18 protein-coding genes are annotated in these 24,488 nt (G+C 38.1%); all 18 read left to right on the forward strand.

Annotated features, from left to right (window positions below):
- Positions 1-305 precede the first annotated feature (305 nt).
- The 18 genes from MJY40_RS04635 (at position 306) to MJY40_RS04720 (ending at position 24,475) form a co-directional block, all read left to right on the forward strand.
- Positions 306-1,352: a thiamine pyrophosphate-dependent dehydrogenase E1 component subunit alpha gene (locus MJY40_RS04635; RefSeq protein WP_317855878.1), complete on the forward strand. Its 1,047-nt coding sequence runs from the start codon at positions 306-308 to the stop codon at positions 1,350-1,352.
- Between the two features lie 29 nt (positions 1,353-1,381).
- Positions 1,382-2,359 carry an alpha-ketoacid dehydrogenase subunit beta gene (locus tag MJY40_RS04640; protein WP_317855879.1) on the forward strand — a complete coding sequence of 326 codons (978 nt, stop codon included), beginning with the start codon at positions 1,382-1,384 and terminating at the stop codon, positions 2,357-2,359.
- A gap of 16 nt (positions 2,360-2,375) precedes the next feature.
- Positions 2,376-3,659, forward strand: coding sequence for a dihydrolipoamide acetyltransferase family protein (locus MJY40_RS04645; protein WP_317855880.1), 1,284 nt, complete (start codon positions 2,376-2,378; stop codon positions 3,657-3,659).
- 12 nt (positions 3,660-3,671) lie between these two features.
- Complete coding sequence (lpdA, locus tag MJY40_RS04650) at positions 3,672-5,066, forward strand: dihydrolipoyl dehydrogenase (RefSeq protein WP_317855881.1); 1,395 nt, start codon at positions 3,672-3,674, stop codon at positions 5,064-5,066.
- A gap of 11 nt (positions 5,067-5,077) precedes the next feature.
- The gene (locus tag MJY40_RS04655) at positions 5,078-5,650 is read left to right on the forward strand and encodes a GDSL-type esterase/lipase family protein (RefSeq protein ID WP_317855882.1); all 573 of its coding nucleotides are present in this window, start codon (positions 5,078-5,080) and stop codon (positions 5,648-5,650) included.
- Between the two features lie 14 nt (positions 5,651-5,664).
- The gene (locus tag MJY40_RS04660) at positions 5,665-6,417 is read left to right on the forward strand and encodes an SDR family NAD(P)-dependent oxidoreductase (protein WP_317855883.1); all 753 of its coding nucleotides are present in this window, start codon (positions 5,665-5,667) and stop codon (positions 6,415-6,417) included.
- Between the two features lie 92 nt (positions 6,418-6,509).
- The gene (locus MJY40_RS04665; RefSeq protein ID WP_317855884.1) at positions 6,510-7,337 is read left to right on the forward strand and encodes a sulfite exporter TauE/SafE family protein; all 828 of its coding nucleotides are present in this window, start codon (positions 6,510-6,512) and stop codon (positions 7,335-7,337) included.
- A gap of 133 nt (positions 7,338-7,470) precedes the next feature.
- Entirely contained in the window at positions 7,471-8,451 is a 981-nt protein-coding gene (locus MJY40_RS04670) for a lipoate--protein ligase (protein ID WP_317855885.1), read from the forward strand.
- Between the two features lie 235 nt (positions 8,452-8,686).
- A complete protein-coding gene (locus tag MJY40_RS04675) occupies positions 8,687-9,478 on the forward strand; it encodes an IclR family transcriptional regulator (RefSeq protein ID WP_317855886.1) in 792 nt (263 codons plus the stop codon).
- A 513-nt stretch (positions 9,479-9,991) separates the two neighbouring features.
- A complete protein-coding gene (locus MJY40_RS04680) occupies positions 9,992-11,416 on the forward strand; it encodes an SLC13 family permease (RefSeq protein ID WP_317855887.1) in 1,425 nt (474 codons plus the stop codon).
- 287 nt (positions 11,417-11,703) lie between these two features.
- Positions 11,704-15,720 carry an S-layer homology domain-containing protein gene (locus MJY40_RS04685; RefSeq protein ID WP_317855888.1) on the forward strand — a complete coding sequence of 1,339 codons (4,017 nt, stop codon included), beginning with the start codon at positions 11,704-11,706 and terminating at the stop codon, positions 15,718-15,720.
- Between the two features lie 219 nt (positions 15,721-15,939).
- On the forward strand, positions 15,940-16,731 hold the full coding sequence (locus tag MJY40_RS04690) for a sugar phosphate isomerase/epimerase family protein (protein ID WP_317855889.1): 792 nt from the start codon (positions 15,940-15,942) through the stop codon (positions 16,729-16,731).
- Positions 16,732-16,901: 170 nt separating this feature from the next.
- Positions 16,902-17,945, forward strand: coding sequence for an ABC transporter substrate-binding protein (locus MJY40_RS04695; protein ID WP_317856414.1), 1,044 nt, complete (start codon positions 16,902-16,904; stop codon positions 17,943-17,945).
- Positions 17,946-18,230: 285 nt separating this feature from the next.
- Entirely contained in the window at positions 18,231-19,781 is a 1,551-nt protein-coding gene (locus tag MJY40_RS04700) for an ABC transporter permease (protein WP_317855890.1), read from the forward strand.
- Positions 19,778-20,809: an ABC transporter ATP-binding protein gene (locus MJY40_RS04705; protein ID WP_317855891.1), complete on the forward strand. Its 1,032-nt coding sequence runs from the start codon at positions 19,778-19,780 to the stop codon at positions 20,807-20,809. The genes MJY40_RS04700 and MJY40_RS04705 overlap by 4 nt, the downstream gene beginning before the upstream one ends.
- On the forward strand, positions 20,806-21,519 hold the full coding sequence (locus MJY40_RS04710; protein ID WP_317855892.1) for a phosphatase: 714 nt from the start codon (positions 20,806-20,808) through the stop codon (positions 21,517-21,519). Before MJY40_RS04705 ends, MJY40_RS04710 begins: the two co-directional genes overlap by 4 nt.
- 284 nt (positions 21,520-21,803) lie before the next feature.
- Positions 21,804-23,351: a xylulokinase gene (gene xylB / locus MJY40_RS04715; protein WP_317855893.1), complete on the forward strand. Its 1,548-nt coding sequence runs from the start codon at positions 21,804-21,806 to the stop codon at positions 23,349-23,351.
- A gap of 161 nt (positions 23,352-23,512) precedes the next feature.
- Positions 23,513-24,475, forward strand: coding sequence for a sugar-binding transcriptional regulator (locus tag MJY40_RS04720; RefSeq protein ID WP_317855894.1), 963 nt, complete (start codon positions 23,513-23,515; stop codon positions 24,473-24,475).
- Positions 24,476-24,488 lie beyond the last annotated feature (13 nt).

Raw genomic sequence — 24,488 nt, forward strand, 5'->3', positions numbered from 1 at the left:
CATCTGATTACCATAAGTGATATGTAAAAAATGTGTAATGCAGAACAAAAAACAAAGAGTGGATGGTAGAAGTGTACAAAAATGTGGCGTTGTTATGTAAAGGTAGAAAATATATGAATACATCCCATCAATACCATATAATCCATCTTAAAATTTATGATTTGTATGTTGTGCATTTGTCAAAAAGAAGCTTCAAAGTGAGGTGAAGGGTCAGAATAGGGCAATCAAGTTTGTAGAAAGTTGTTGTATTTCAGTTTTATATAACCAAGGGATTTGAAAAAAAGAATAAGGAGGCAAAAAACAAAATGAAAAAAATCGCAGAGAGTGTAAAACAAATGTTACCAACACTTACACCGCTAGAAGCTCCAGAAGGTATGACAAAAGAAGAAATGACAGAAATATTCTACAAAATGTCTTTGATTCGTGAATTCGATTCAAGTGTTAAAGATTTGTGGATGGCAGGCGAAATTTATGGACTTGCGCATTCCTATGTAGGTGCAGAAGCAATCGGTGTTGGTGCTTGTATGAACTTGGAAAAAACAGACTTTATTTCCAGTACACACCGTGGTCATGGTCATACCATCGCAAAGGGTGGCGATGTAAAAGCTATGATGGCTGAACTTTATGGAAAATATGAAGGTTCCAATAAAGGTAAAGGTGGCTCCATGCATATCGCTGATATTGGTATCGGTATGTTGGGTGCAACTGGTATCGTAGGTAGTGGGATGCCAACAGCTGTTGGTGCTGCTCTTACAAGTGATGTTTTGGACAATGGCAGTGTTGCTGTTTGTTTCCATGGTGATGGTGGTACAAACCAAGGTGTTTGGCATGAATCCATGAACCTTGCAGCTGCTTGGAACTTGCCTTGTATCTTCTTGACAGAAAACAACCATCTTGCTATCAAAACAAAACTCAATGAATCCAGCAAAGAAACAGAACTTTACAAAAGAGCAATTGGTTACGGAATTGAAGGTATCGCAATTGATGGTTTCAATGTATTTGAAGTTTACAAAACAATGAAATATGCAGTTGAAAAAGCTAGAAATGGTGGCGGCCCAACTCTTGTAGAAGCTCGTTTCGTTAGAATCTTGGGACACTTTGTGGCTGATGATCAAAAATACCGTGATCCACAAGAAGAAATCGATGCTTGGACAGCTGACCCAGTTCGTAGAATCAAAGAATATCTCTACACCAGAACAGATATGTTCACACAAGAAGAAGTGGATCAAATTGCTGCTGATGCAAGAGCAAAAGTGGATGAAGCAATTGAATATGCTCGTCACGAATGTACAGAACCACCAGCAGATAGTTTGTATACTGATATTTACGCAAATAACGAAGTTATCTTATAATTTGGGAAATATATGAAGGAGGATTACAAATGGCTATAATTAATTACCGTCAAGCGTTGAACGATGCTTTGCGTGAAGAAATGACAGAAGATCCAACCGTTATGATTATGGGTTGTGACGTTGCTCCTGGTGGTTCCTTTGGTGTAACATTGGGATTGCTTGATGAATTTGGACCAAAAAGAGTAAGAAGCACACCAATTTCTGAACCTGGTTTTACTGGTGCTGGTGTTGGTGCTGCTGCTACAGGTTTGAGACCTATCGTAGAAATTTTGTATTCAGACTGGATTACAATGTGTTCTGACCAAATCGTAAATATGGCTGCTAAAATGCGTTATATGTTTGGTGGAAAAGTGAATATGCCTTTGGTAATTCGTTCTCCATTTGGTGCTGGTGGCGGTGTTGCAGCACAACATTCACAATCTTTGGAAGCTTGGTTCAACCATATCCCAGGTCTTAAAGTTTGTACACCAATCACACCTTATGATGTAAAAGGTATGCTCAAAGAAGCAATTAGAGACAATAACCCTGTTATGTTCTTTGAACACAAAAGAGCGTATCAATTGAAAGGTGAAGTTCCAGAAGGCGATTACACAGTACCATTTGGTAAAGCTGCTGTTCGTATGGAAGGCACAGATATTACAATCGTTACATATTCTATGATGGCTGTTTATGCACAATCTGCTGCCAAAAAACTTGCAGAAGAAGGCATTTCTTGTGAAGTTATCGATCTTAGAAGCTTGCTTCCACTTGATTATGATACAGTTATGGCATCCATTGCAAAAACAGGTAGAGTTTTGGTTGTTCATGAAGCTATGCTTCGTGGTGGTATCGGTGGCGATATCATTGCTGAAATTATTGAAAGAGGTTTCGATTTGTTGGATGCTCCTCCAGCTAGACTTGGTGCACTCAACGTTCCTTTGCCATACAATGCAGGTCTCGAATCTCTTTGTATTCCAAATGAAGCTACAATTATGGAAGCTGTTAAAAAAGCTTTGAGCGATAAATAAGGAAAGGAGAACAATTATGGCAATTGAGATGACACTACCTAAAATTGGTGTAAATATGACAGAAGCTGTTATTGCTGAATGGTACATCAAACCAGGTGATGAAGTAAAAGAAGGCGATGCAATTCTCAACGCTGAAACAGATAAAGCAACACAAGAAATTTATGCAACTGCCAGTGGTACTGTTGGTAAACTTGTTGCTGAAGTTGGTCAAACAGTGCAAACACAAGAAGCAATTCTTTTGTTCCTTGAAGCAGGCGAAACAGTAGAAAGCTTGGCTTCTGCTGCTCCAAAAGCAGAAGTCAAAGAAGAAGACGTTGTGGATGGATATGGCATGAACAACGATGGAAATGAAGCAAAACAAGCAGCCATTGCAGCTGTTCAAAGTGATGCTGCACAAAAGAAAACAGGCAAAATTAGAATTTCACCTCTTGCTAAGAAACTTGCAAAAGATAATGGTATTGATCTTGCATTGTTGAGCCCAAAAGAAGCAGGCGACAGAATTGTAAAAGCAGACGTTTTGGCATACATTGCAAATCCGCCAGCTCCAGTAGCTGCTGCTGCACCAGCTGAACAAGGTGTAACCATTCCAAAAGTAGGCAAAGCGAATCTTCCTGAAGGACAAGAAATTTTGGAAGTGATTCCTGTCAAAGGTATCAGAAAAGTCATCGCAGAAAGAATGACAGAATCTGTTGTGACAAAACCAAGTGTACCTCATACTGCTACAATTTGCATGGAACCATTGATTGAACTCAGAAAATCTTTGAAAGCAATCGGAGTTAATGTTGGTTTCAATGAATTGCTTATGAAAGTTTGCTCCAGAGCATTGTCTGAACACAAACTCATGAACGCTGTTATGAGCGAAAATGAAATTTGGTTGCTCAAAGACATCAACATTGGTATTGCAGTGGATACAGAAAAAGGTCTTGTTGTACCTGTTATCAAAAAGGTAAATCATAAGAGTCTGGCTGAAATCTCAAATGAGTTCAGAAGCTGTGTTTCTGATATTCAAGATGGCAACATGAGCCCTGATATGCTCTCTGGTGGAACATTCACAATTTCCAACTTGGGAAGCTTTGGTGTTGAATTCTTTGCTCCAATTTTGAATCCACCTGAATGCGGTATCTTGGGTGTTGGGAAAGCAGTCAGAACTTTTGTTCCAGATGAAAATGATCAACCAGTGTTGAAAACATTGATGAAAGTTACACTTGTATTCGATCATCGTATCATTGACGGTGCTCCAGCAGCAAAATGCTTGCAAAGAATCGTTGAATTGGCAGAAAATCCACAACTTTTAATTTAATGGAGAGATAAAATGAAAAAATTTGATGTGATCGTAATAGGAGGAGGTCCTGGTGGCTATGTTGCTGCCATCAAAGCTTCTTTGCTTGGAAAAAAAGTAGCAGTAGTGGAAAGAGAAGCGTTGGGTGGAACTTGCTTGAATTGGGGCTGTATTCCAACAAAAGCACTTCTTAGAAGCTCTGAGCTCATCCATCATTTGACAGATGGAGATGAATTTGGATATTCACTCGATACCAAATCCATTCAAATTGATTATGCAAAAATCCAAAAACGTTCCCGTAAAGTGAGCGAAAAATTGGTTGGTGGCGTTGGCTACTTGATGAAAAAGAATAAAATCACTGTATTGCAAGATACAGCATCTTTCAAAGACAAAAAAACACTTGTATTGCAAAAATCGGGTGAAGAAGTGACAGCTGATAGCATTATCATTGCAACTGGTACAAAACCAATGCGTTTGCCTGGTATGGATTTTGAATCCCCAAGAGTTTTGGATTCCAAAAAAGCACTCCAATTGACAACTTTGCCAAAGAGTGCAGTTGTAATCGGTGCTGGTGCAATCGGTATGGAATTTGCAGCTTTGTGGAACACTTTGGGCGCAGAAGTGACAGTTGCTGAAATGCTTCCAAGAATCTTGCCAAATGAAGATTTCGACACTTCCAAAGAAATGGAAACACAATACAAAAAACAAGGTATCAAAGTAAAAACGGAAACCAAAGTAACCAAAGTTACAGCACAAGCAGATAAGGTTGTCATTGTAATGGAAGACAAAGCAGGCAAAACCGAAACTGTAAATTGCGATTACTTGTTGGTTGCAGCAGGTATTGTGCCTGATAATTCTGCATTGGCATTGGACAAAGCTGGTGTCAAAACAAACCAACGTGGTTATATTGAAATCAATGATTTCATGCAAACCAATGTTGCAGGCATCTATGCAATTGGTGATATCACAGGAAAATTGGCTTTGGCTCACACAGCAAGTGCACAAGGTATTCTTGCTGCTGAACATTTGTCTGGTCATGAAACCAAACCAATCAACTATGTGAACATTCCAAAATGTACATATGGTACACCAGAAACAGCAAGTGCTGGTTTGACAGAACAACAAGCAAAAGATAAAAAAATTGAGTATACAACAGCTATGTTCCCATTCTCTGCAAGTGGCAAAGCTTTGGCTTATGGTGCAACAGAAGGTTATGTAAAAATCGTTTCTGGCAAAGAAGATGGCGAGTTGTTGGGTGTGCATATGGTTGGTGCTCACGTAACAGAAATGATTGCTGGCGTTGTAGGTCTTTTGGGCTTGGAATGCACAATTGAAGAACTTTCTCGTACCATTCACCCACATCCTTCTATGAGTGAAGCCATTATGGAAGCATCTCATGTTGCTGAAGGAATGGGGATTCATATTTGATGATGGAACATATGAAAATCGTTTGTTTAGGTGATTCCATCACAAGGTCTTTTGGTGTAAAACCTTCCTGTGGCTGGCTCAATTTGGTCAACAGCCAACTAGATTGTACCATCATCAATTATGCGATTGCTGGTGATACAACAAATGGTATGTTGATCAAATTCCACACGCAGGTTTTAAAAGATCATCCAGATGTATTGTTCATTATGGGTGGCGGTAATGATTTGAGAGCAGGGGCACCTGCAACTGCTCTTCAAACCAATATCGTATCACTTGTCTATAATGCAAGAGCAAATGGAATTTTTCCAATCATAGGGTTGACTGTGCCTGAGGATCACAAAAATTTATCACCAGAATTTAGAAAGATACCAGTTCCTGAAAACATAGAGATTGAAAGAGAACAATATAGGAATTGGCTCATTGAATATTGTAAAGCCTTAAATGTTCCAACAATAGACTTCTATCATATTTTTGATGGCAAAGATTTGAAAGATGTGTATATTGATGGACTGCATCCAACTACGGAATCTCAAAAGCTGATTGCGGATGAGTTCTTGAGAAGATTCAAAGAGATATTAAATTAGGGAGGAATAAAGATATGCTTAGATTAGATAATAGATGTGCAATCGTTACTGGTGGTGCCCAAGGTATTGGCGCTGCTATCGCTGAAACATTCGCAAAACAAGGTGCAAAAGTTGCAATTTTGGATTTGAATGTAGAAAAAGCAAAAGAAACTGCTGCTGCAATCAAAGAAAAATACGGTGTGGATACATATGGTATTGCTATGAATGTTGCAAATGTGGAAAGCATTGAAACAGCAATGAACGCAGCAAATGAAGCAATGGGTGGAATTGATATTCTTGTCAACAACGCTGGTATTTTGAACTCCACTCCAATCGCTGATATGAAAGAAGACGAATGGGATAGAGTTATTGATATCAACTTGAAAGGTACTTTCTTCTGTATCCAAAAAGCAGAATCCTACCTCAAAGCAAGCAAATATGGTCGTATCATCAATATGGCTTCCATGGCTGGTAGAATGGGTGCTCATGCTTCTGGTATGGCTTATGTTGGTTCCAAAGCAGGGATCATTGGTTTGACAAAAGGTGTAGCTAGAAGATTTGCAGCTGACCAAGTAACGTGTAACTGTATTTGTCCAGGGATTATTGCAACAGATATGATCAAACAATGGTCTCCAGAAGAAATGCAAGCACAAGAAGATCGTATTCCAATCAAACGTTTGGGAACTGCTTTCGATGTTGCTTATGGATGTATCTATTTGGCATCTGATGAAGGTGGCTACATGACAGGTCAAGGTTTGGATATCAATGGTGGTATTTACATTGGTTAATTGAACAAATAACGCAAAGATTGCTATGTTTTAGTGATCTTTGCGTCATATCATTTGACTTTTGTATTTTATATTAAAAGAAGGAGGGACTTATGGTCAGTACAACGAGTTATATTTTAGTTGGGTTAATGAACTTATTTAGTTTTTGTGTTATGGGTATCACTGGCTTTGGAGCAACTGTTTTGTCTCAACCAACCAATATTGCATTGTTGGGTTTGAGCTTGGCAATACCATTTAGTACACTTGTTACTTTCCCATGTCAAATTTATTTGGGTATCAAAACTGTCAAAAATGTTGCATGGAAACAATTGGGTAAAATTTTGTTGATTGCTACACCTGGTTTGGTTGTTGGACAACAAATTGCACAATATTTGGATCAAAATGTTTCAAAAGTGGTTATTGGTACGTTTATCACCATCATTGCAATCAAAGGATTGATTGAAGTTTTCATCAAAAATCCAAAATTGATCAAAGCTGCACAAGAAAAAGATCCAACTAGAGTGATTGATGATGTAGAAACTGTTGATACAACATTTGGCAAAGTGATGCGTTATGTTTGTCTTTTCTTCGGTGGTATGATGCAAGGAGCTTATGTAATTGGTGGACCATTGATTACAGTTTATGTGCTTTCTGCAATCAAAGACAAAACCAAATTTAGAAATACAATGAACTGGTTGTGGATTTTCCTCAACTGTGTATTCAATTTCTCAAGCCAACTTTCCAAAGGCATGTACAACCAAGAAGGTTTGTGGACAGCAGTTGCAATTGGTGCTGTAGCTGCATTTATCGGTTACTTCATCGGTATCAAAGTACATGATAAATTGAGCAAACAATTCTTCTTGAAAGTAACTTACGTTATGTTGTTCATCACAGGTACAACAACATTTTATGCTGCAATTCAAGCTTTGGGTGTTTTGTAATGTAATTTTCAATAGAATCTGAATAAACGCAATCCCTGAAAACTCTAAAATCAAACAAACCATTTTGCTATTGATAACAATTTATGGTGTTGTGGTTTTAGAGTTTTTTTCAAAAAGAAAGGAAAATACCAATATGATTTTTATAAACGTAAAAAATACAGATCCTACTTATAACTTGGCTTTGGAACAGTTTGTGTTTGATGAATTGGATCAAGAACAAGATTATTTCATGCTTTGGCAAAATGACAATGCCATCATTGTGGGTAAAAACCAAAATGCTTTTGCAGAAATCAACCATACAAAAGTAGAAGCAGCGGGTACCAAAGTTGTGAGAAGACTTTCTGGTGGTGGAGCTGTTTATCATGATATGGGAAATATCAATTTCACTTTCATTGTAGATGCCAAAGGGCAAAGTGAACTGGATATGAAGCTGTTTTGTAAACCAGTTGTGGATTTGATACAAAGTTTGGGTGCACCAGCAGAAGTAAGTGGTAGGAATGATATTTTGATTGATGGGAAGAAAATATCAGGGAATGCCCAGTACATCAACAAAGGTAGAGTGATGCACCATGGAACCATTATGTTTGATTCCAATTTGGACTTGGTGGCAGCAATTTTGAATGTGCAAGGGGACAAATACATCAGCAAAGCCACAAAATCTGTGAGAAGTCGTGTCACAAATGTGAAGGATTATATCCAAACACCCATATCTGTGGAGGAATTCAAAACAAAACTTGCAAAGTATATTGTAGGCGATACACAACCTTTGGAATTGACAGAAGCACAAGAAAAAAGACTTCGTGAAATCCAGAAAGAAAGATATAGCCAATGGGATTGGAACTATGGCAAACAAAGCACCTATGAACTTGTCAAAGAAAGAAGATTTGAAGGTTGTGGCAGAATTGAAGCACATATGAATACCCAAGATGGTGTCATTGAAAAATTGAAATTTTATGGTGATTTCTTTGGTATGGATGATGTAGAAGGACTTTGTGAACGTTTGGTTGGTGTGGAATTGAAGCGTGAATGTTTGCAAAAAGCATTGGATGAAAAAATATTAACCAGATATTTTCATGGAATTACATTGGATGAATTTATTGATTTGTTGCTATAAAACTGATTTATATGATGAATTGAAGCGGTGCCAAAACTGGCTCTGTTTTTTTGTAGATATTCATAATTGAAAGTGTGGATGCATTTTTGATAAAAATGGAAAATATAGTAAAAACATATGATTATAGATAGGGATGCAGTTGCATAATATGAAAGAATATGTTATAATTGTATCGTTTAATTGATATATTGAGAGAAACTTCGTGAAATTGTATACTAGAGAAAGGATTTGTGCTATGACTTCTTTAAATAATGGAAATCAAAAAGATTCTAATCCGAAAAGTGTTAGTAAAACACTAACCATTCTATCCACCTTCAATGAAGTAACACCAATGCAACGTACTTCGGATATTGCAACGAAATTGAACATGAATATTAGCACAGTATCCAGACATTTGAACACATTGTTGGATATGGGATTTTTGGAACGTGATGATGCAACAGGTGTTTATTTCTTAGGTATGGAAGTGGTATCTCTAGCAGGGGCTGCATTGCAAAATAATGATGTGTATCGTCATACGTATCCTGAATTACAACAACTTTCCACTAAATTTAATGTACATAGCCATATGAGTGTGCCACGTAACAAAGAAATTGTCCATTTGTTGAGTGCAAGCTATGAAAGTAGTATGGAATTTTTGATTCCTATGGGACACTGCAACCCTATGTTTTGTTCTGCAATGGGACGTGCAATGCTTGCCTATATGCCAGCCAACAAACGACACGAAATTTTACAAGGGGAATTGACTCCATGTACACCAAAAACTAAGATAGATCCAGCAGAAATTGAACAAGAGCTTATGAAAGTCAGAAAAAAAGGATATTGCATTATGATTGATGAGCTGATTGAAAATAGAGGTTCTTTGGCAGCTCCTATTTTTGATCGAAATCGCAATCCAATTGCATCTGTTAGTGTATCAGAAAATGCTGAGAAAATGAGTCAACCACAACGCCAGCGTGAAATGGCAAGTGTGATTGTAAGTGTTGCCAGCAAAATTTCAGGCAAACTTGGATATTACCCCAAATAAAAGCATTGAGATGCATAAATTTTAACAATATACATAAATACACATATAAAATACAAAAGCGTTTTGATTCTTAAGCAATATAGGAATGAAAACGCTTTTTTGAATGGAATTTTGCAGAAAAAATAGAAATTGAACAGAAAATCAATGTGGAAATGTTGCATGGACTACCATTGGTATCAAGGATTTCAACTGGCTTTTGCACATAATATATAAAGTTGCACAGACATATTTTAAAAAATAAAAAGTATATTACAATTTCGATAGCGATTTACAGTGTAATGCAAAGGGGGATGCGTTTTGGTATACATATTACACAAGTGAATTTGTGTTGCAGTATATGAAAAATAATGGTGGTATATGAGAGTCAAAATATAAAATTGATAATATAATTCAATATATGAGAAAAATAGATTTATCTATTCTGTAGGTTTCAAGAAGTGAGGTATAATCTACATCATAAAGATATAAATATTTTTTGTATAAATGATGGTACTGGAATAGAGGGGGATATCTATGGATAAGAAAAAACGCTATTTTTACATTGTGATGGGACCGGTTTTATTGTGTATGACGGTATTGTTGTTTTCAGATGTTTTGACAGTTTCAGGAGCACAAGCAATAGGGGTTTGTCTGTGGATGATTTTTTGGTGGGGTACCAGACCCGTTGAAATTTATATCACCACAATGGTTCCTGTTGTTGCCAATGCACTGTTATCCATAGTGCCTATGAGCGATGTGGTTTCACAATATTCTTGTGAAAGTGTCATTTTACTGTTTGGTTCAGGGTTGCTGACGTTACCTTGGGCAGGAATTGGATTGGATCGGAGAATTTCTTTAAAAGCGTTGGCACTCATTGGTCCTTCTATGAAATCACAAATTACAGTGTGGTTACTTGCAAGTATTGTTCTTTCCAATATGATGCCAAATCTGGCAGTTTGTGCTATGTTGACACCCATTGCAGTTTCTATGTTGCATATTGCAGGGTATAAAGACATCAAAACTGCAGAACCAGCAGTTCCCATTTTGCTTGCCATTGGTTGGGGTGTTACCCTAGGTGGCGCAGGTTCTCCACTAGGAGGTGGAATGAATATTTCTGCAATTTCCTACTTGGAAGCATATACAGGTCAAGAGTTTATGTACATTGATTGGGTGGTACGTTTGCTTCCCTATTTGGTGATTGCAACAGTGGTTTTGTTGGTGGGAATGATGATGATTCCATTAAAAGTCAATAGAATAGAAGGAACCAAAGAATTTTTCAAGGATGCCTATAAAGAATTGGGACCTATGAAACAAGCTGAAAAAGTTTGCTTGACCATGTTTCTTTTGGCAACCATAGGAGCTTTTACAAGACCATTGTTTGTGGATTTGTTACCAGGCTTAACACCAGCGTATATCTTTTTGATATTGGGCTTTTTGAATTTCTTTATTACAGCATCTACGAAAAATGTGTTGCTGAATTGGGATTCTGCACAAGCAGGTACCCATTGGGGTATTATGATTTTGATTGGAGGTAGTTTGGCTCTGGGACAACTCATCAACGGTTCGGGTGCTGGTGCCCATCTTGTGGCTATGATTTCCAGATTTTCATTCCACAATGACCTTGCAGTGGTGGCGATGGTTGTCATTTTCACCCGTTTGATTACAGAAATCACCAATGGTACTACAGCATCGGCAATATGTTGTCCTTTTGTGTTTGGTTTTGCTGCGGAAATGGGAATCAATCCAATTCCACTGTGGTTTATTACAACAATGGCATTCAACGCAGAATTTGTATTGCCTTTGAGTGCTCGGGCAATTCCTGTTTCTTATGGTTTGGATACAGAAAAAATGATGAAATATGGCATACCGATGACTTTAATCAATGTTGTTTTGGTCATTGCTTTTGGATATTTGGCATTGGAGTATTGGCCTGCATTTGGGGTACTTTCATTGAGCTAAAAACTGTAGAACCTGTTTCCTTCGATGATGGAAATGGGTTCTTTTATAGACTGTTTGCGTCATATAACGAAGTATACTCTTACCTTTATGGTAGGAGTATTTTTTTACTCGAAATTAAATGTATACAAAAACCAATTATTTCCATGTAAAAAATACGTAAAAATGTGACGAAACTGTTGATTTTTATGATAAATGGTGATATTATATGTTATGTTAATATCATAGTAATTCCATAAGAATACAGTGATATATTGCAAAAAGATAGCGGAGTTAGAAAGGAGAAGAATATGAAAAGAAATTGGGGAAAGTCTATGCAAAGAACAGTGTCCAGTATGTTGGCACTAACAATGGTGTTGGCAACTGTACCGACTACTGTATTTGCGACAGAGGATACAACTGATTTTGAAGAAGTTGTGGAAGAATTTGTAATGGAAGGTGAAACTACAGATGAAATCATTGCGGACACAGAAGAAGTTGTAGTAGAAGGGGTTACAGAAGAGCTAATTGAGGATAATTTGTCTATTCAAGAAGAATCAGAAGAAGAATTGGAAGAAGATCAAGAAGATACTGTAATCGATGAAGAAGTTGTAGAAGAAGTAGCAGAAGTTTTTGAAGTTGCAACATTTACAATTCTTTCAGGTGATACTGTTACATCTGAAGCAGAATGGTTATCTTTCTTGGAAACAGCAGTTGATGGCGATTCTGTAACCATCAGCTACTCCAAAACAGCAGTGGATTTTGCAACAGGTTTGGATATTGACATTACCATTGCAACCACTAATGCAAATAGCACATATCTAACAGCTGGCGATATCACAGTGGATTTGACCAGTGCAAATGCCATCAAATCTCTTACAGCAGGTGGTGATGTGGTTGTTGGTGATTTGTCTGGCAAAAATATCACTGGTACCATTATGGCAGGTGGCAATGTATCCATTGCAGAAACTGGTTCTGTGGGTACCATTGCAAATATTAATGCAAAAGGTGGTGTAACAGTTGGTAAATCTGGCAACATTGCAAACATTACAGCTGGCGACGATGTGGAAGTTACAACTTCTATGAGCATTCTCAATGGTGTATGGGATGTAGATGGAGATGTAACCATTGCAAGTATGACCAGCATGAACAGTGCAAACTATGCAATCGAAGCAACAGGTGATGTTGTCATTACAAAAGCAGCTGGTACCATTTCTGGTAGCATCACAGCAAATAATATTTCCGTTTTGGAAAATAACAACAATGTTACAGGTGCATTGACTACAACAGGTGATGTTGTTTTGGACAATTTGTCTGGCAAAAATGTAACTGGAACTGTTACAGCAGGTGGAAATGTGACCATTGCAGAAACTGGTTCTGTGGGTAATATTACAAAGGTTGAAGCAGATGGCAACATCACTTTGGGTGCAAATGTGTCCTTGAGTGGTACTGTTACAGCAGGTGGCGATGTAACCATCAACAAAGTATTGGGTAGCAATGCAGTGGTCAATGCAACCAATGTTACTTACACATCTGAGTCCACAAATACATCTGGTGCAGGTACCATCAATGCAACAGGTGATGTTGCAATCAGTGGTGGCAAAATGGTGAAAACAATCAACTTGACTGGTGATGCTAGTTTGAACTTGGCTGCTGATAGTAGTATCACTGCTGGTTTGAATATGACAGCAGATAGCGGAAATACACCTAGTGCAACTGTTTCTGGTGTGGCAACTGGTGTTTCTGGTGCTGGTTCTGTAATCATCAAAGAAGGTGGTTTTGTATATCACACAAGTAGCATGAGTGGAGAAACAGATTTGGATATCACTGTAGCGGATATGATTGGTGATGGTACAGAAGCATCTCCTTATGAAATTGATGCACTTTACAAATTGGATGCAATTCGTCACGATTTGGATGCACATTATATTTTGACAGGTGATATTGATGCAACAGTAGGTGCTCCAGCAGTCACATCCAATAGCAATCTTCCGGATGGTGCAACACGCAACTTGTATTCTTGGAAACGTGTTTACGATACCTTCACAGGTACCATCGATGGAAATGATGCAACCATCAGCAATTTGATTATTCCAGTATATGGTTTGTTTGATTCTATGAGTGGTGTAACCATTGAAAACTTGCAATTTGAAAATGTATTGGTTAACGGTACAAGCAATATCCATTCTTTGTTTGGTTTTGTAGAAACATATGATGGTGTAGACTCTACAATCAGCAACATTTCCATTGATAACTATCGCAATCGTGGCAATGACCATGCTGCTGGTATTGTTGGTGTGAAAACTGATGAAAATTCTGGCACTTTGTATTTGGATAACATTCATATGTCCAATGCTTATGTCTATGGATATGATGGAACAGCACTTTTGGCAGCTGGTTGGGCATATATGACAGTTGAAGCAAGCAATTGTACATTTGACAACATTACAATGCCAATTGCAGAATTGAGTGAAGAAAATTGGGGTAACTTCAACTATGATGATTCCAATTCACACAGTGCATCTTTGCTTTTTATGCACAAAGGAAACCCGGAATACAGCAATCAACAAAACTTGACTGTAGATGATGCAACAGTAACAGCACTTTTGGCAGCATTTGCAGAACAAACAATTTCTGCTGTAATCTATGACATTCGTGTGAAATTTGCAAACAAAGAAACTTTGACAGCAGATGAATATGCAGCTATGGAAGCATTTGTAGTAGAATACGAAACATCTTTGAACCCTGTGTATGTAGCAGTAATTGCAGCTTTCGAAAACATGACAACTGATGTTTTGTGGTATGTAACATTGGATGCAAATGGTGGTACTGCTACAGCTGGTCTTTATGTTACAAAAGGCGAAGCAGTTGGCACACTTCCAACACCAGTGAAATCTGGTTCTGTATTCCAAGGTTGGTATGTTGGTGATGTGGCAGTTACAAGTGGAGATGTATTCACAGAAGACACAACATTGACAGCATCTTGGAGATCCTTCTCTGCAGGTGGTTCCTCCAGTGGTGGTGGTTCTTCCAGTAACTCCAGTAGCTCCACAGAAACAACTACAGATACTACAACAGATACAACAACAGATAGCACAACAGGAACAGAAGAAACAACAACTGTGGAAACCAGCACAACTGTAACAGAAAATGCTGGCGTTACCACAACAGAAACAGTAACAACAGAAACAACAGAATCTGGTAAAGTAACAGAAACAGTATCTTATGCAATTGCAGATACAGAAAATGAAGTGGAAATCAGTGCAACCATCACAACATCTGAAGAAACAACAGCAGGTGAATTGGTGGCAACCGCAACAAATGAAGATGCAACTTCTGTAACATTGTCCATGGATATCGTTTCCCAAGTGGCAAGCCAAGATGAAAGCACAATTACAGTGGAAACATCTGAAATTACAGTTTCCTTCAACAATGAAGCGGTAACAGAAATCAGCAATGCAGTTGCAAATGACACAGAAGCTATGACTCTTGTTGCAGAAAAAGTGGAAATTGAAACACTTCCAGAAAGCGTACAAGCAGAATTGGCAGATGCTTTGGTGGTCAACTTGGCAGTATATGTTGGCGAAAACAAAGTTTCAAACTTTGGTGATGGTACAGCAACCATTACAGTTCCTTATACAAAAGTTGACGATAGCAAAGAAGTGGTTGTATACTATGTTTCTGATGATGGTGAAATGACACGTTTGACAGGTGTGACATATGATGCAACAAATGGTACTGTTACATTTACAACAAACCATTTCTCCTACTATGCAGCATCTGAAATGGAATTTGCTTTCACAGATGTAACAGTAAACGATGATTGTTTCGATGGCGTTTTGTATGTATACGAAAGTGGCATTATGGCAGGTATTTCTGATACAGAATTTGGTCCTGATATGTCCATTACACGTGGTATGATTGCAGCAATCTTGTATCGTTTGCATGGTAGCGAACCGGTGGATGCAGATATGCCATTTATTGACGTTGCAGCTGACCAATACTACTTGGAAGCAGTACGTTGGGCAAAAGCAGAAGGTGTTGTTGCTGGTATCAGTGATACAGAATTCGCACCAAACACAGCAATTACAACAGAACAATTTGCAGCATTCTTGTATCGTTATGCAACCTTCTTGGGTATGAATATGACCACAACAGGTGATTTGTCTGATTATGCAGGTGCATCTGATGTTACAGCATATGCATATACAGCAATGGTTTGGGCTGTTGAAAATGGTATCATCACAGGCGAAACTTTGGAACCAACAAAAGAAGCACTTCGTGGCGATGTAGCAACATCTCTTATGAACTTTATGGAAATGATGTAATTCGTATTCCTATTGTCATTCAGGGGAATGAAGTGACGAAGAATCTTAAATCTACAAAAATTGGAGCAACCTCGATTTGGGGTTGCTTTTTTGATGCCTGCAATTCGTTTGTTAAATTAAATTTACAACATCTGTCAAAATTTTACATACATTTTAAAATGTGGAGCATATGTATTTTACAATGCACTGTTAGAATGATTTGAGAAATGAGGGATATGAATGATGAAAAAAGATATGTATTTTTCTTCTACATTGCTATGGGGTTGTAGCTTAGAAGAATTGTTTGCAACATGGAAACAATATGGGATTCAAAATGTAGAGCTTTGGGCAGAACAAATGGCACAATTCGATTTGGACTTGAAAACATATCGAACATATGCAAAAGCACAGGGCATTACAACAGTGGTACATAGCAAAAGTTGGGATTTGAACTTTGCTTCTTTAAATGAAGGGATTCGCAAATCTTCCATAAAAGAAGTGAAAAAAAGCATTGATTTGGCTGCTTTGATTGGTGCAAAGGAAATTACAGTACATCCACCAAGACAAACAGTCAACAACCTAGATCCCAATATATACCAATACGCATATGAAGGCATCAAAGAGTTGCACCTATATGCAAGAGAACGTGGCATTGTACTTTCTTTGGAAATTATGGAAAAGATTCCAAAAGAAATCATCACATCTGATGTGGAATTGCAACAAGTGGTTGGTGATTTGTATGAGGAATTGGAATATACACTAGACACTGCACATTGTACCGATGAAGCTGAAATATTTGCTTATTTGGAAAACATCCAGAACATTTCCAAAATTCACATCAGCAATAAAATAGGAACCAAATTGCATACACCATTGTTTGATGGTGATTATGATTTCAAAACATTGATACCGAAACTATTGTCTTATGACATTCCACTGAGTGTGGAAGGGTTGGACACAGGTTTGGAATATACATTACTCAAAGAAACTATAGAATTTATTGAAAAATTGGAGGAAGAAACACTATGCTAAGTCAAAACTACACAACTCTCTATCACAACCTTTGCGGTCTATTTTCTCGTCATCTCCACCAAAAATACTCAATGATATTTCCGATATCATCTCCGTTTTTTGGCAGCAATGACAAAAAAATACCTACACAAACTTTGCAATTACAGTTGCATAGTGTTGCCTTGAAGAAAATGGTACCAATGGCGTTGGCAGCAACTATGATGTTTTCCGCAGTTGGTTGTGGGTCTAGTGAAGCAGCAGCACCAGCAGCAACAACAGCAGAAGCAACAGAAGTTGTAGAAGAAGTATCCTACAAAGGTGCAGTGACATTGTACACATCTCAACCAGAAGCAGATGCACAAGCATTGATTGCAGCTTTTAATGAATTGTACCCAGATGTTACAGTGAATGTATTCAGAAGTGGTACAGAAGAAGTGGTCAGCAAAATTTTGGCAGAAAAACAAGTGAATAGTGTACAAGCAGATATCGTTTTGGTTTCTGATGATGCTACATTTGAAACATTGAAAGCAGAAGACTTGTTGATGAGCTATGCATCCCCTGAATTGGATGGCATTGACCCAACATACTACGATGTAGACAACACATATACAGGTACAAAAATCGTTTCTACAGGTATCATGGTGAATACAGATGTCATCAACTTGGATGAAGTGGAAATTACATGCTTGGCAGACTTGACAAAACCAGAATTGGCAAATGAAGTGATTATGCCAAGTCCATTGTACTCTGGCGCAGCAGCATACAACTTGGGTGTATTGCTTAGAACAGATGGTTTTGGTTGGGACTACTTCAATGCATTGAAAGACAATGGCATTACAGTTGGTCAAGGAAATGGTACAGTACAAACTGCTGTTTTGAGCGGTGAAAAAGGTGCTGGTATCATCATTGAATATATGGCAATTCGTGAACAACTCAAAGGTGCACCAGTGGAATTCATTTACCCAACAGAAGGTTCCTTGAGTGTAACAGAACCAATTGCAATCGTAAATGGTACACAAAATGAAGAATTGGCTAAATTGTTTGTAGATTTCATTTTGTCTGATTTTGGTCAAGAAGTGACAGCAGAAATTGGTTATACACCAATTAGACAAGGTGTTGCAGCTCCAGAAGGTTTCAAAACAGCTGATGAACTTGAAAATTTGACATACGATACAGCAACATTGGTGGAAACTAGAGAAGCGGATAAAGAAGAATTTGCAAAAATCTTCGGTTAATTATTACGATAATCGTTACGAACAGGAATGGGTCAGAATAATATGAAGAACATAAAAAAAGTATGGGAGCAACACCGAACAAGTCTAAATCACAATCTTTACGACCTATTTTCCCGTCAAAATTGCCAGAAATACTCGATGATATTTCCGATATCACCTGCGTTTTATGGCGATTCTGACAAAAAAATATCTTCGAAAATCTTGCAATTCAACTTGTTTGGTATTACTCTGTTTCTTGGCATAATAATCTTCGTGTTTATTATGCCTTTGGCTCGTCTACTCTATATGAGTTTTCAAGTAGGCGACCAACTAGGATTTGATAATTACATCACTTTATTTCAACAAGAAAGAACCATCTTGGCAATCAAAAACACATTGCAAATTTCAGTATTGTCTACATTGTTTGCAACTATATTTGGTGCAAGCATCGCTTATATTGTTGCCTATACAGATGTACAATACAAAAAACTCATCGAGGTATTGACCATCTGTCCAACAGTCATACCTTCTTATATCATCACACTTTCTTGGAGCACTGTATTCTCCAGAAAAGGCTCATTGAATGCATATATCACATCAAAAGGCTTGGAAGCGTTGAATGTATATTCCATGTGGGGGATTGTGTTGGCATTGTCAATTTGTGGCATTCCCATTGTATATTTAATGACCATCAACACATTGCGTAAGATTCCAAGGGATTTGGAATTTGCATCTTTGACATCTGGTTATAGTGTTGCCAATACCATGTTCAAAATCAATTTGAAACAAGCAATTCCATCCATCATTGGTGGTGGTATCTTGGCATTTTTAGGCTCCATTGATAACTTCTCTGTACCAGCATTCTTAGGTACTTCAGCAGGTATTCCAGTTCTCAGTACCTATATCTATGAAAAGGTCATTGGATTTGGACCTTCTTCCTTCAACTTGGCAGCAGCATTGTCTGTCATGCTTTCTGTGATTGCATTGTCAGGAACTGTATTGCAAACAAAATTTGTCAGAAAATCCAGTGCAATGGAAAGTGTCAAAGAAGATTATTCTGTGCGTATTTACTTGGGGCCATTTAGATGGTTTGTGCAAACTTTGGTTTTGGGTATTTTGCTTTTGGTGAATGTGGCACCACTTGTCACCATGTTGATGTCCAGTGTACAAGATGGATATGGAGATACTTTCTTCGATAACTTCACATTGTCCAATTACGAATACGTATTCACAAATGCAGGTGTGCGTACATCTGTCATCAACAGTTTGACCTTGGCAATTTCTGCTTGTATCATCTGTATCATTGTAGGTACAGCAGTTGCTTATATGAAGGTGCGTCATGATGGCAAAACCATTCGTTTCATTGAACAAGGCATTGCATTTACCTATGCAGTTCCAGGAATTGTTGTGGCTCTCAGTATGATCTTCCATTGGGCACTCATTCCAAACATCTATGGAACCAGTCGTATTTTGTTGATTGCATATGTAACCAGATACTTGATTTTGCAAGTCAAAGGTAGTGTGGTTGCAGTGTCATCTGTAGAAGAATCCTTGGAAGAAGCTTCTATGGTTTGTGGTATGAATAAATTGAAAATGTGGATTCGTATTTTGATTCCTTTGTTGACCAAACAAGTATTGGCAAGTAGTTTCTTGATTTTCATTGGTGCTATGACAGAGCTTAGTTTGTCCTCAATTTTAGCAGCAGCAGGCTCCAAGACCATTGGTTTGACCATATTTGCATTGCAACAAGGTGGTGCATACAATTCTTCCATTGCACTCAGTTCTGTCATGGTATTGTCCATATTGGCAGCCTATATAGTATCCCATTTGGTGAATAGACAAAGGAGTAGAAAATGAGTTTATTGATAAAAGAAGTATCTCAAATATACGATACCGCAACAGCTGTGGATGATATTTCTGTGGAAATCCAAGATGGTGAATTCATTGCGATTTTAGGACCATCTGGTTGTGGCAAAACAACATTGTTGCGTATCATTGCGGGTTTCATTCATGCAACAAGAGGCACTGTATTGTCTGGTGACGAAGTGTTTACCAGAAACAAATTCCATATGCCAGTCAATGCAAGGGATTTGTCCATGGTATTCCAATCTTTTGCTTTGTGGCCACATATGACAGTGCGTGAACATATTGAATATCCACTCCAAAGCAAACGTCAAAGTCATTTGTCTGCTGATGAAAAGAAAGCAATGGTGGATGAAGCGATTCGTAGCACAGGATTGGAAAAATTACAAACTCGTTTGCCAGGAGAGTTGTCTGGTGGACAAAAACAAAGGGTTTCTTTGGCACGTGCTATTGTTTCCAAACCAAAATTGTTGCTGATGGATGAACCACTTTCTGCTTTGGATGCAGAGCTCAAAATCAGCATGAGAAAAGAAATCAAAGACATTCATACCATGACAAAATCCACAATTATCTATGTAACCCATGACCAAAGTGAAGCGCTATCCATGGCAGATCGTATCATCATTATGAAAGATGGTAAAATTGAGCAAATGGGTACACCAAAAGAAATTTATGAACAACCACAAACCATATTTGCAGCAACCTTTGTCAGCAAATGCAATTTGGTTAAGGGAACCTATAACGGTGATGATTTCACAGCTTACGATGGTGTTACAAAATATGATGGTGCAGGATTGCCAGTCTGTTTCAAAGAAGCAAATGTATATCCTGTTAGACCAGAAGATTTCACTATGAACAATACAAAAGATGGAATTGTTGGTGTCATAACCAATAAACAATACAATGGACGTGAAATTCACTACAAGGTGGAATGTGACAGTGATTTCTTCACAGTGTATAGCGATGTGTTGGCGGATTTTGCAATTGGCGATACCATCTATTTGAAAAAGGAGACAAAATGAAATTACTATTTGATTTACATACACATACCACAGAAAGTGGACATGCATACTGTACTTTGATGGAAAACATCAATTGTGGCAAACAACAAGGGCTTTTGGCTTATGGTGTCAGCGAACATGCACCAGCAATGCCAGGCACCGTTTCCGAAATGTACTTCATCAACTTTAAGGTGATTCCAAAAGAAATTGACGGTATACGTATTTTGTGTGGCGTGGAAGCCAATATCATTGATTATGATGGAAATATCGATTGTAGTGAATTGATTTGCTCCAAGGTGGATTATATGATTGCCAGTATGCATTCCCATTGTATTCCTTATGGCACTGTGGAAGAAAATACACGTGCTTTGATTGGTGCAATGGAAAACCCAATCATCAAAATCATTGGACATCCAGATGATTCCAGATACCCCATTGATTATGACCAAGTGGTGCAAGCAGCAGTGCGTACAGACACTATTTTGGAGCTCAACAATTCTTCTTTGCATCCACTATCTGCTCGTAAAAATGGCTTGGAAAATATCAAATTGCTTATTTCCAAATGTGTGGAATATGGTGCAAAAATGATTGTGAATAGCGATGCTCATTTCTGCTTCGATGTAGGCACATTTGATGCAATGGAAGCTTTGCTAGAAGAAATGAATGTACCAGAAGGGTTGATTATCAATACTGATATTTCTGGTTTGGATTACGTACTCATCAAAAGATAAAGTGGTTTCATACAATCACGTAGGGGTTGATGCCCACATCGACTCGTTTGAATGGATTGCAAATGCAGTCCATTTTTTCATTGGATTCCCCTTAAATTGCAAACCATTTTATGTGTGATGCAAATTTCTTTCCAAATAATTGATAAATTGTGCAGAAAATTATGTCAATATGTCCAAAGAAACTGTTGTGATATTGTTGCAAAAGAGAATTATGTACTGTAAAATGGATGTTAAGTTGATAAAATTGGAAAAGTATCACAATATAGGGACAAGGAGTGAATAAAATGAGTTATTTTATGGGTATTGATTCTGGCACAAGTGGTATCAAAGCAATTGTCTTGGATGACACTGGCAAAATTTTGGGTACTGGATATTGTGAATGTAACTTGATTACACCAAAACCAAATTGGGTGGAACAAAATCCTTTGGACTGGTGGCATGCATGTAGCGAAGCAGCAAAAAAAGCAGCTGCAAGTAGTGGCGTGGGTATGGAAATCGAAGCAATTGGTTTCTCTGGTCAAATGCAAGGAACTACTTTGATGGATGCAAACATGGATCCAATTGGCAATTGTATGATCTGGATGGATCAACGTTGTGGTGCAGAAGCAGATGAAATGAATGCAAAGATGGATCACGCAGAAATGTTGGAAATCACAGGTTCCTACTGCTTGCCTAGCTATTGGGTTCCAAAACTCATGTGGCTCGAAAAAAACAAACCTGAAGATTTTGCAAAAATCCATACAATTTTGTTCACAAAAGACTATCTTCGTTATATGATGACAGGCGAAGCTACCACAGAAGTTACAGATGCGTCCTTGACATTCTTGTTGGATCTCAAAACCAGAACATGGTCTGATCGTATGTTTGAAGTAACAGGATTGTCCAAAGCAATCGTTCCAGAAAAAGTTTTGGAAAGTCAAGAAATTGGTGGTTATTTGAAAGAAGATGTTGCAGCTCTTTGGGGTATGAAAGCGGGTATTCCTGTTGTTGCTGGTGGTGGTGACCAACCTGCTGGCGGTATCGGTAGTGGTGTTGTAAAAAGTGGTGTTGTGGCTTCCACAATTGGTACATCTGGCGTTGTATTCGGTTGCTGTGATGTTCCTTTCAAAGATGAAAACCAACAAGGTATGTATAGCCTTTGTCACTCTTTGCCAGGCAAATATTGCTTCTTGGGTTGTACCCTTGGTGCTGGCGGTTCCTTCAAATGGATGAGAGATACTTTGTTTGCAGACAAAAAAGAAGCTTTGGCAGCAGAAGGTAAAGATGTATACGATTACATGACAAGTCTTGCAGAAAAAGCTCCTGTTGGTTCTGAAGGTCTTTGCTTCTTGCCATATCTCAATGGTGAAGGCACACCTCATGTTGACCCTGATGCTCGTGGCGTATTCTTTGGTCTCAGCTATCGTTCCGGTCTTGGTGAAATGTGTCGTGCTGTCATGGAAGGTGTTACATTCTCCTTGCGTGATACAGTAGAAATTATGCGTGAATCCGTTGGCTTGGAAATTACAGAAATTCGTGCTATGGGTGGTGGCGCTAAGAGTGCTTTGTGGAGACAAATCCAAGCAGATATCTACAATGCAAAAGTTGTAACCATGAACATGGAAGAAGGTCCTGCAGCTGGTGCAGCAATGATGGCAGCTGTTGGTGCTGGTCGCTTTGCATCTTTGGAAGAAGCTAGTGAAGCTATCCTCAAAATTGAAACAGTGACAGAACCAATTCCAGAAAATGTTGCTATGTATGATGAATACTACAAAACATATCGTCAAGTATATCAAAGCTTGAAAGCAGATTTCAAAGCACAAGCTAAGATTGTTGAAAAATTTGTAAAATAAGATACATAAATCAAAGCAGGTGGTGCTTCGGCATCATCTGTTTTTTTGGTTCCATATGTGCACAAATGAAAAGACAAATGTGTTTTTGGTTACAAATGATAGTTTTTCGTTGACTTATGCAAAAAAATAAGATAAAATATACAGGAAAAGATGCTGAGGCAATGAAAGATAGAGGCGTTATGATGTTAATTGAAGAAAAAAAGAGAGCCAGATTGACAGATGTGGCAAAAATGTACTATGAAAAGAATATGGGTCAAAAAGAAATTGCAGAGCAAATTGGCGTTTCCAGACCAATGGTATCCAAATTGTTGCAAGAAGCCAGAGATTTGGGCATTGTGACCATCACCATACATGAAACCAAAAGTGCGAATCAGATTTTGGCAGAACGTTTGATGGAAGAATTCCACTTGCAAGATGTGATTTTATTGGAAACAATAGGCAGTGACGCAGTGGCGATTTCAGAAAAATATGCAACTGCAATTTGTGGAATGCTAGAAAAAGGGGAAACCTATAAAATCGGAGTCGGTTGTGGCTCTACTCTAGGTATGATTGCAGATGCTTTGGAGAAAAAGGAAGCGATGCAGTTCCAAGGAGAAATGTATCCATTGATTGGTGGCTTCAAGGCAACTTATCGCAGCTATCATACCAATGAATTGGTGCGTAGTATGGCAGAGCGTCTTGGCATGAAATCCACATACCTATATTTGCCAGCTTTGCTTGGTTCCAAGGAAGAAAAGGATTTGTATACAGCAACCGAATTGTTTGAAACAGTGCGTGAGCTGTGGCATGAAATGGATGTGGCTTGGGTCAATATTTCTGGTTTGTATTCAGCACCAGACTTTGCAACTTCCATTCGTTTTGGCAAGAAATTGGTGCAAAAGAATGCAGTTGGACGCTTCTTGGCACATTATTATGATATCCATGGCAATTTCATTATGCCAGAAGAAGATAATATGGTACAAGCAGAGTTGTTTGACTTGCAATGTGCAAAGAATATGGTTGCCATTTGTTCCGATATGGTGGATGTGAAAGCAGTTGTTGGTAGCTTGCGTACCAGATGTTTTACAAAAATCATTTTGCCAGAACGCACTGCAAGAGAAGTTTTGAATTCATTGGAAAGTTGAGTTACGTATGTAA

The sequence above is a fragment of the Chakrabartyella piscis genome (assembly GCA_030067835.1).
Taxonomy (GTDB): Bacteria; Bacillota; Clostridia; order Lachnospirales; family Anaerotignaceae; genus Chakrabartyella; species Chakrabartyella piscis.

Excerpts from the sequence above, each read along its gene's own strand:
- MJY40_RS04690 (WP_317855889.1), top strand. The coding sequence starts at position 15,940 with ATGATGAAAAAAGATATGTATTTTTCTTCTACATTGCTATGGGGTTGT.
- MJY40_RS04700 (WP_317855890.1), top strand. The coding sequence starts at position 18,231 with ATGAGTTTTCAAGTAGGCGACCAACTAGGATTTGATAATTACATCACT.
- MJY40_RS04705 (WP_317855891.1), top strand. The coding sequence starts at position 19,778 with ATGAGTTTATTGATAAAAGAAGTATCTCAAATATACGATACCGCAACA.
- MJY40_RS04660 (WP_317855883.1), top strand. The coding sequence starts at position 5,665 with ATGCTTAGATTAGATAATAGATGTGCAATCGTTACTGGTGGTGCCCAA.
- MJY40_RS04665 (WP_317855884.1), top strand. The coding sequence starts at position 6,510 with ATGGTCAGTACAACGAGTTATATTTTAGTTGGGTTAATGAACTTATTT.
- MJY40_RS04670 (WP_317855885.1), top strand. The coding sequence starts at position 7,471 with ATGATTTTTATAAACGTAAAAAATACAGATCCTACTTATAACTTGGCT.
- MJY40_RS04635 (WP_317855878.1), top strand. The coding sequence starts at position 306 with ATGAAAAAAATCGCAGAGAGTGTAAAACAAATGTTACCAACACTTACA.
- MJY40_RS04675 (WP_317855886.1), top strand. The coding sequence starts at position 8,687 with ATGACTTCTTTAAATAATGGAAATCAAAAAGATTCTAATCCGAAAAGT.
- MJY40_RS04680 (WP_317855887.1), top strand. The coding sequence starts at position 9,992 with ATGGATAAGAAAAAACGCTATTTTTACATTGTGATGGGACCGGTTTTA.
- MJY40_RS04640 (WP_317855879.1), top strand. The coding sequence starts at position 1,382 with ATGGCTATAATTAATTACCGTCAAGCGTTGAACGATGCTTTGCGTGAA.
- MJY40_RS04710 (WP_317855892.1), top strand. The coding sequence starts at position 20,806 with ATGAAATTACTATTTGATTTACATACACATACCACAGAAAGTGGACAT.
- xylB (WP_317855893.1), top strand. The coding sequence starts at position 21,804 with ATGAGTTATTTTATGGGTATTGATTCTGGCACAAGTGGTATCAAAGCA.
- MJY40_RS04655 (WP_317855882.1), top strand. The coding sequence starts at position 5,078 with ATGAAAATCGTTTGTTTAGGTGATTCCATCACAAGGTCTTTTGGTGTA.
- lpdA (WP_317855881.1), top strand. The coding sequence starts at position 3,672 with ATGAAAAAATTTGATGTGATCGTAATAGGAGGAGGTCCTGGTGGCTAT.
- MJY40_RS04645 (WP_317855880.1), top strand. The coding sequence starts at position 2,376 with ATGGCAATTGAGATGACACTACCTAAAATTGGTGTAAATATGACAGAA.
- MJY40_RS04720 (WP_317855894.1), top strand. The coding sequence starts at position 23,513 with ATGAAAGATAGAGGCGTTATGATGTTAATTGAAGAAAAAAAGAGAGCC.
- MJY40_RS04695 (WP_317856414.1), top strand. The coding sequence starts at position 16,902 with ATGGTACCAATGGCGTTGGCAGCAACTATGATGTTTTCCGCAGTTGGT.
- MJY40_RS04685 (WP_317855888.1), top strand. The coding sequence starts at position 11,704 with ATGAAAAGAAATTGGGGAAAGTCTATGCAAAGAACAGTGTCCAGTATG.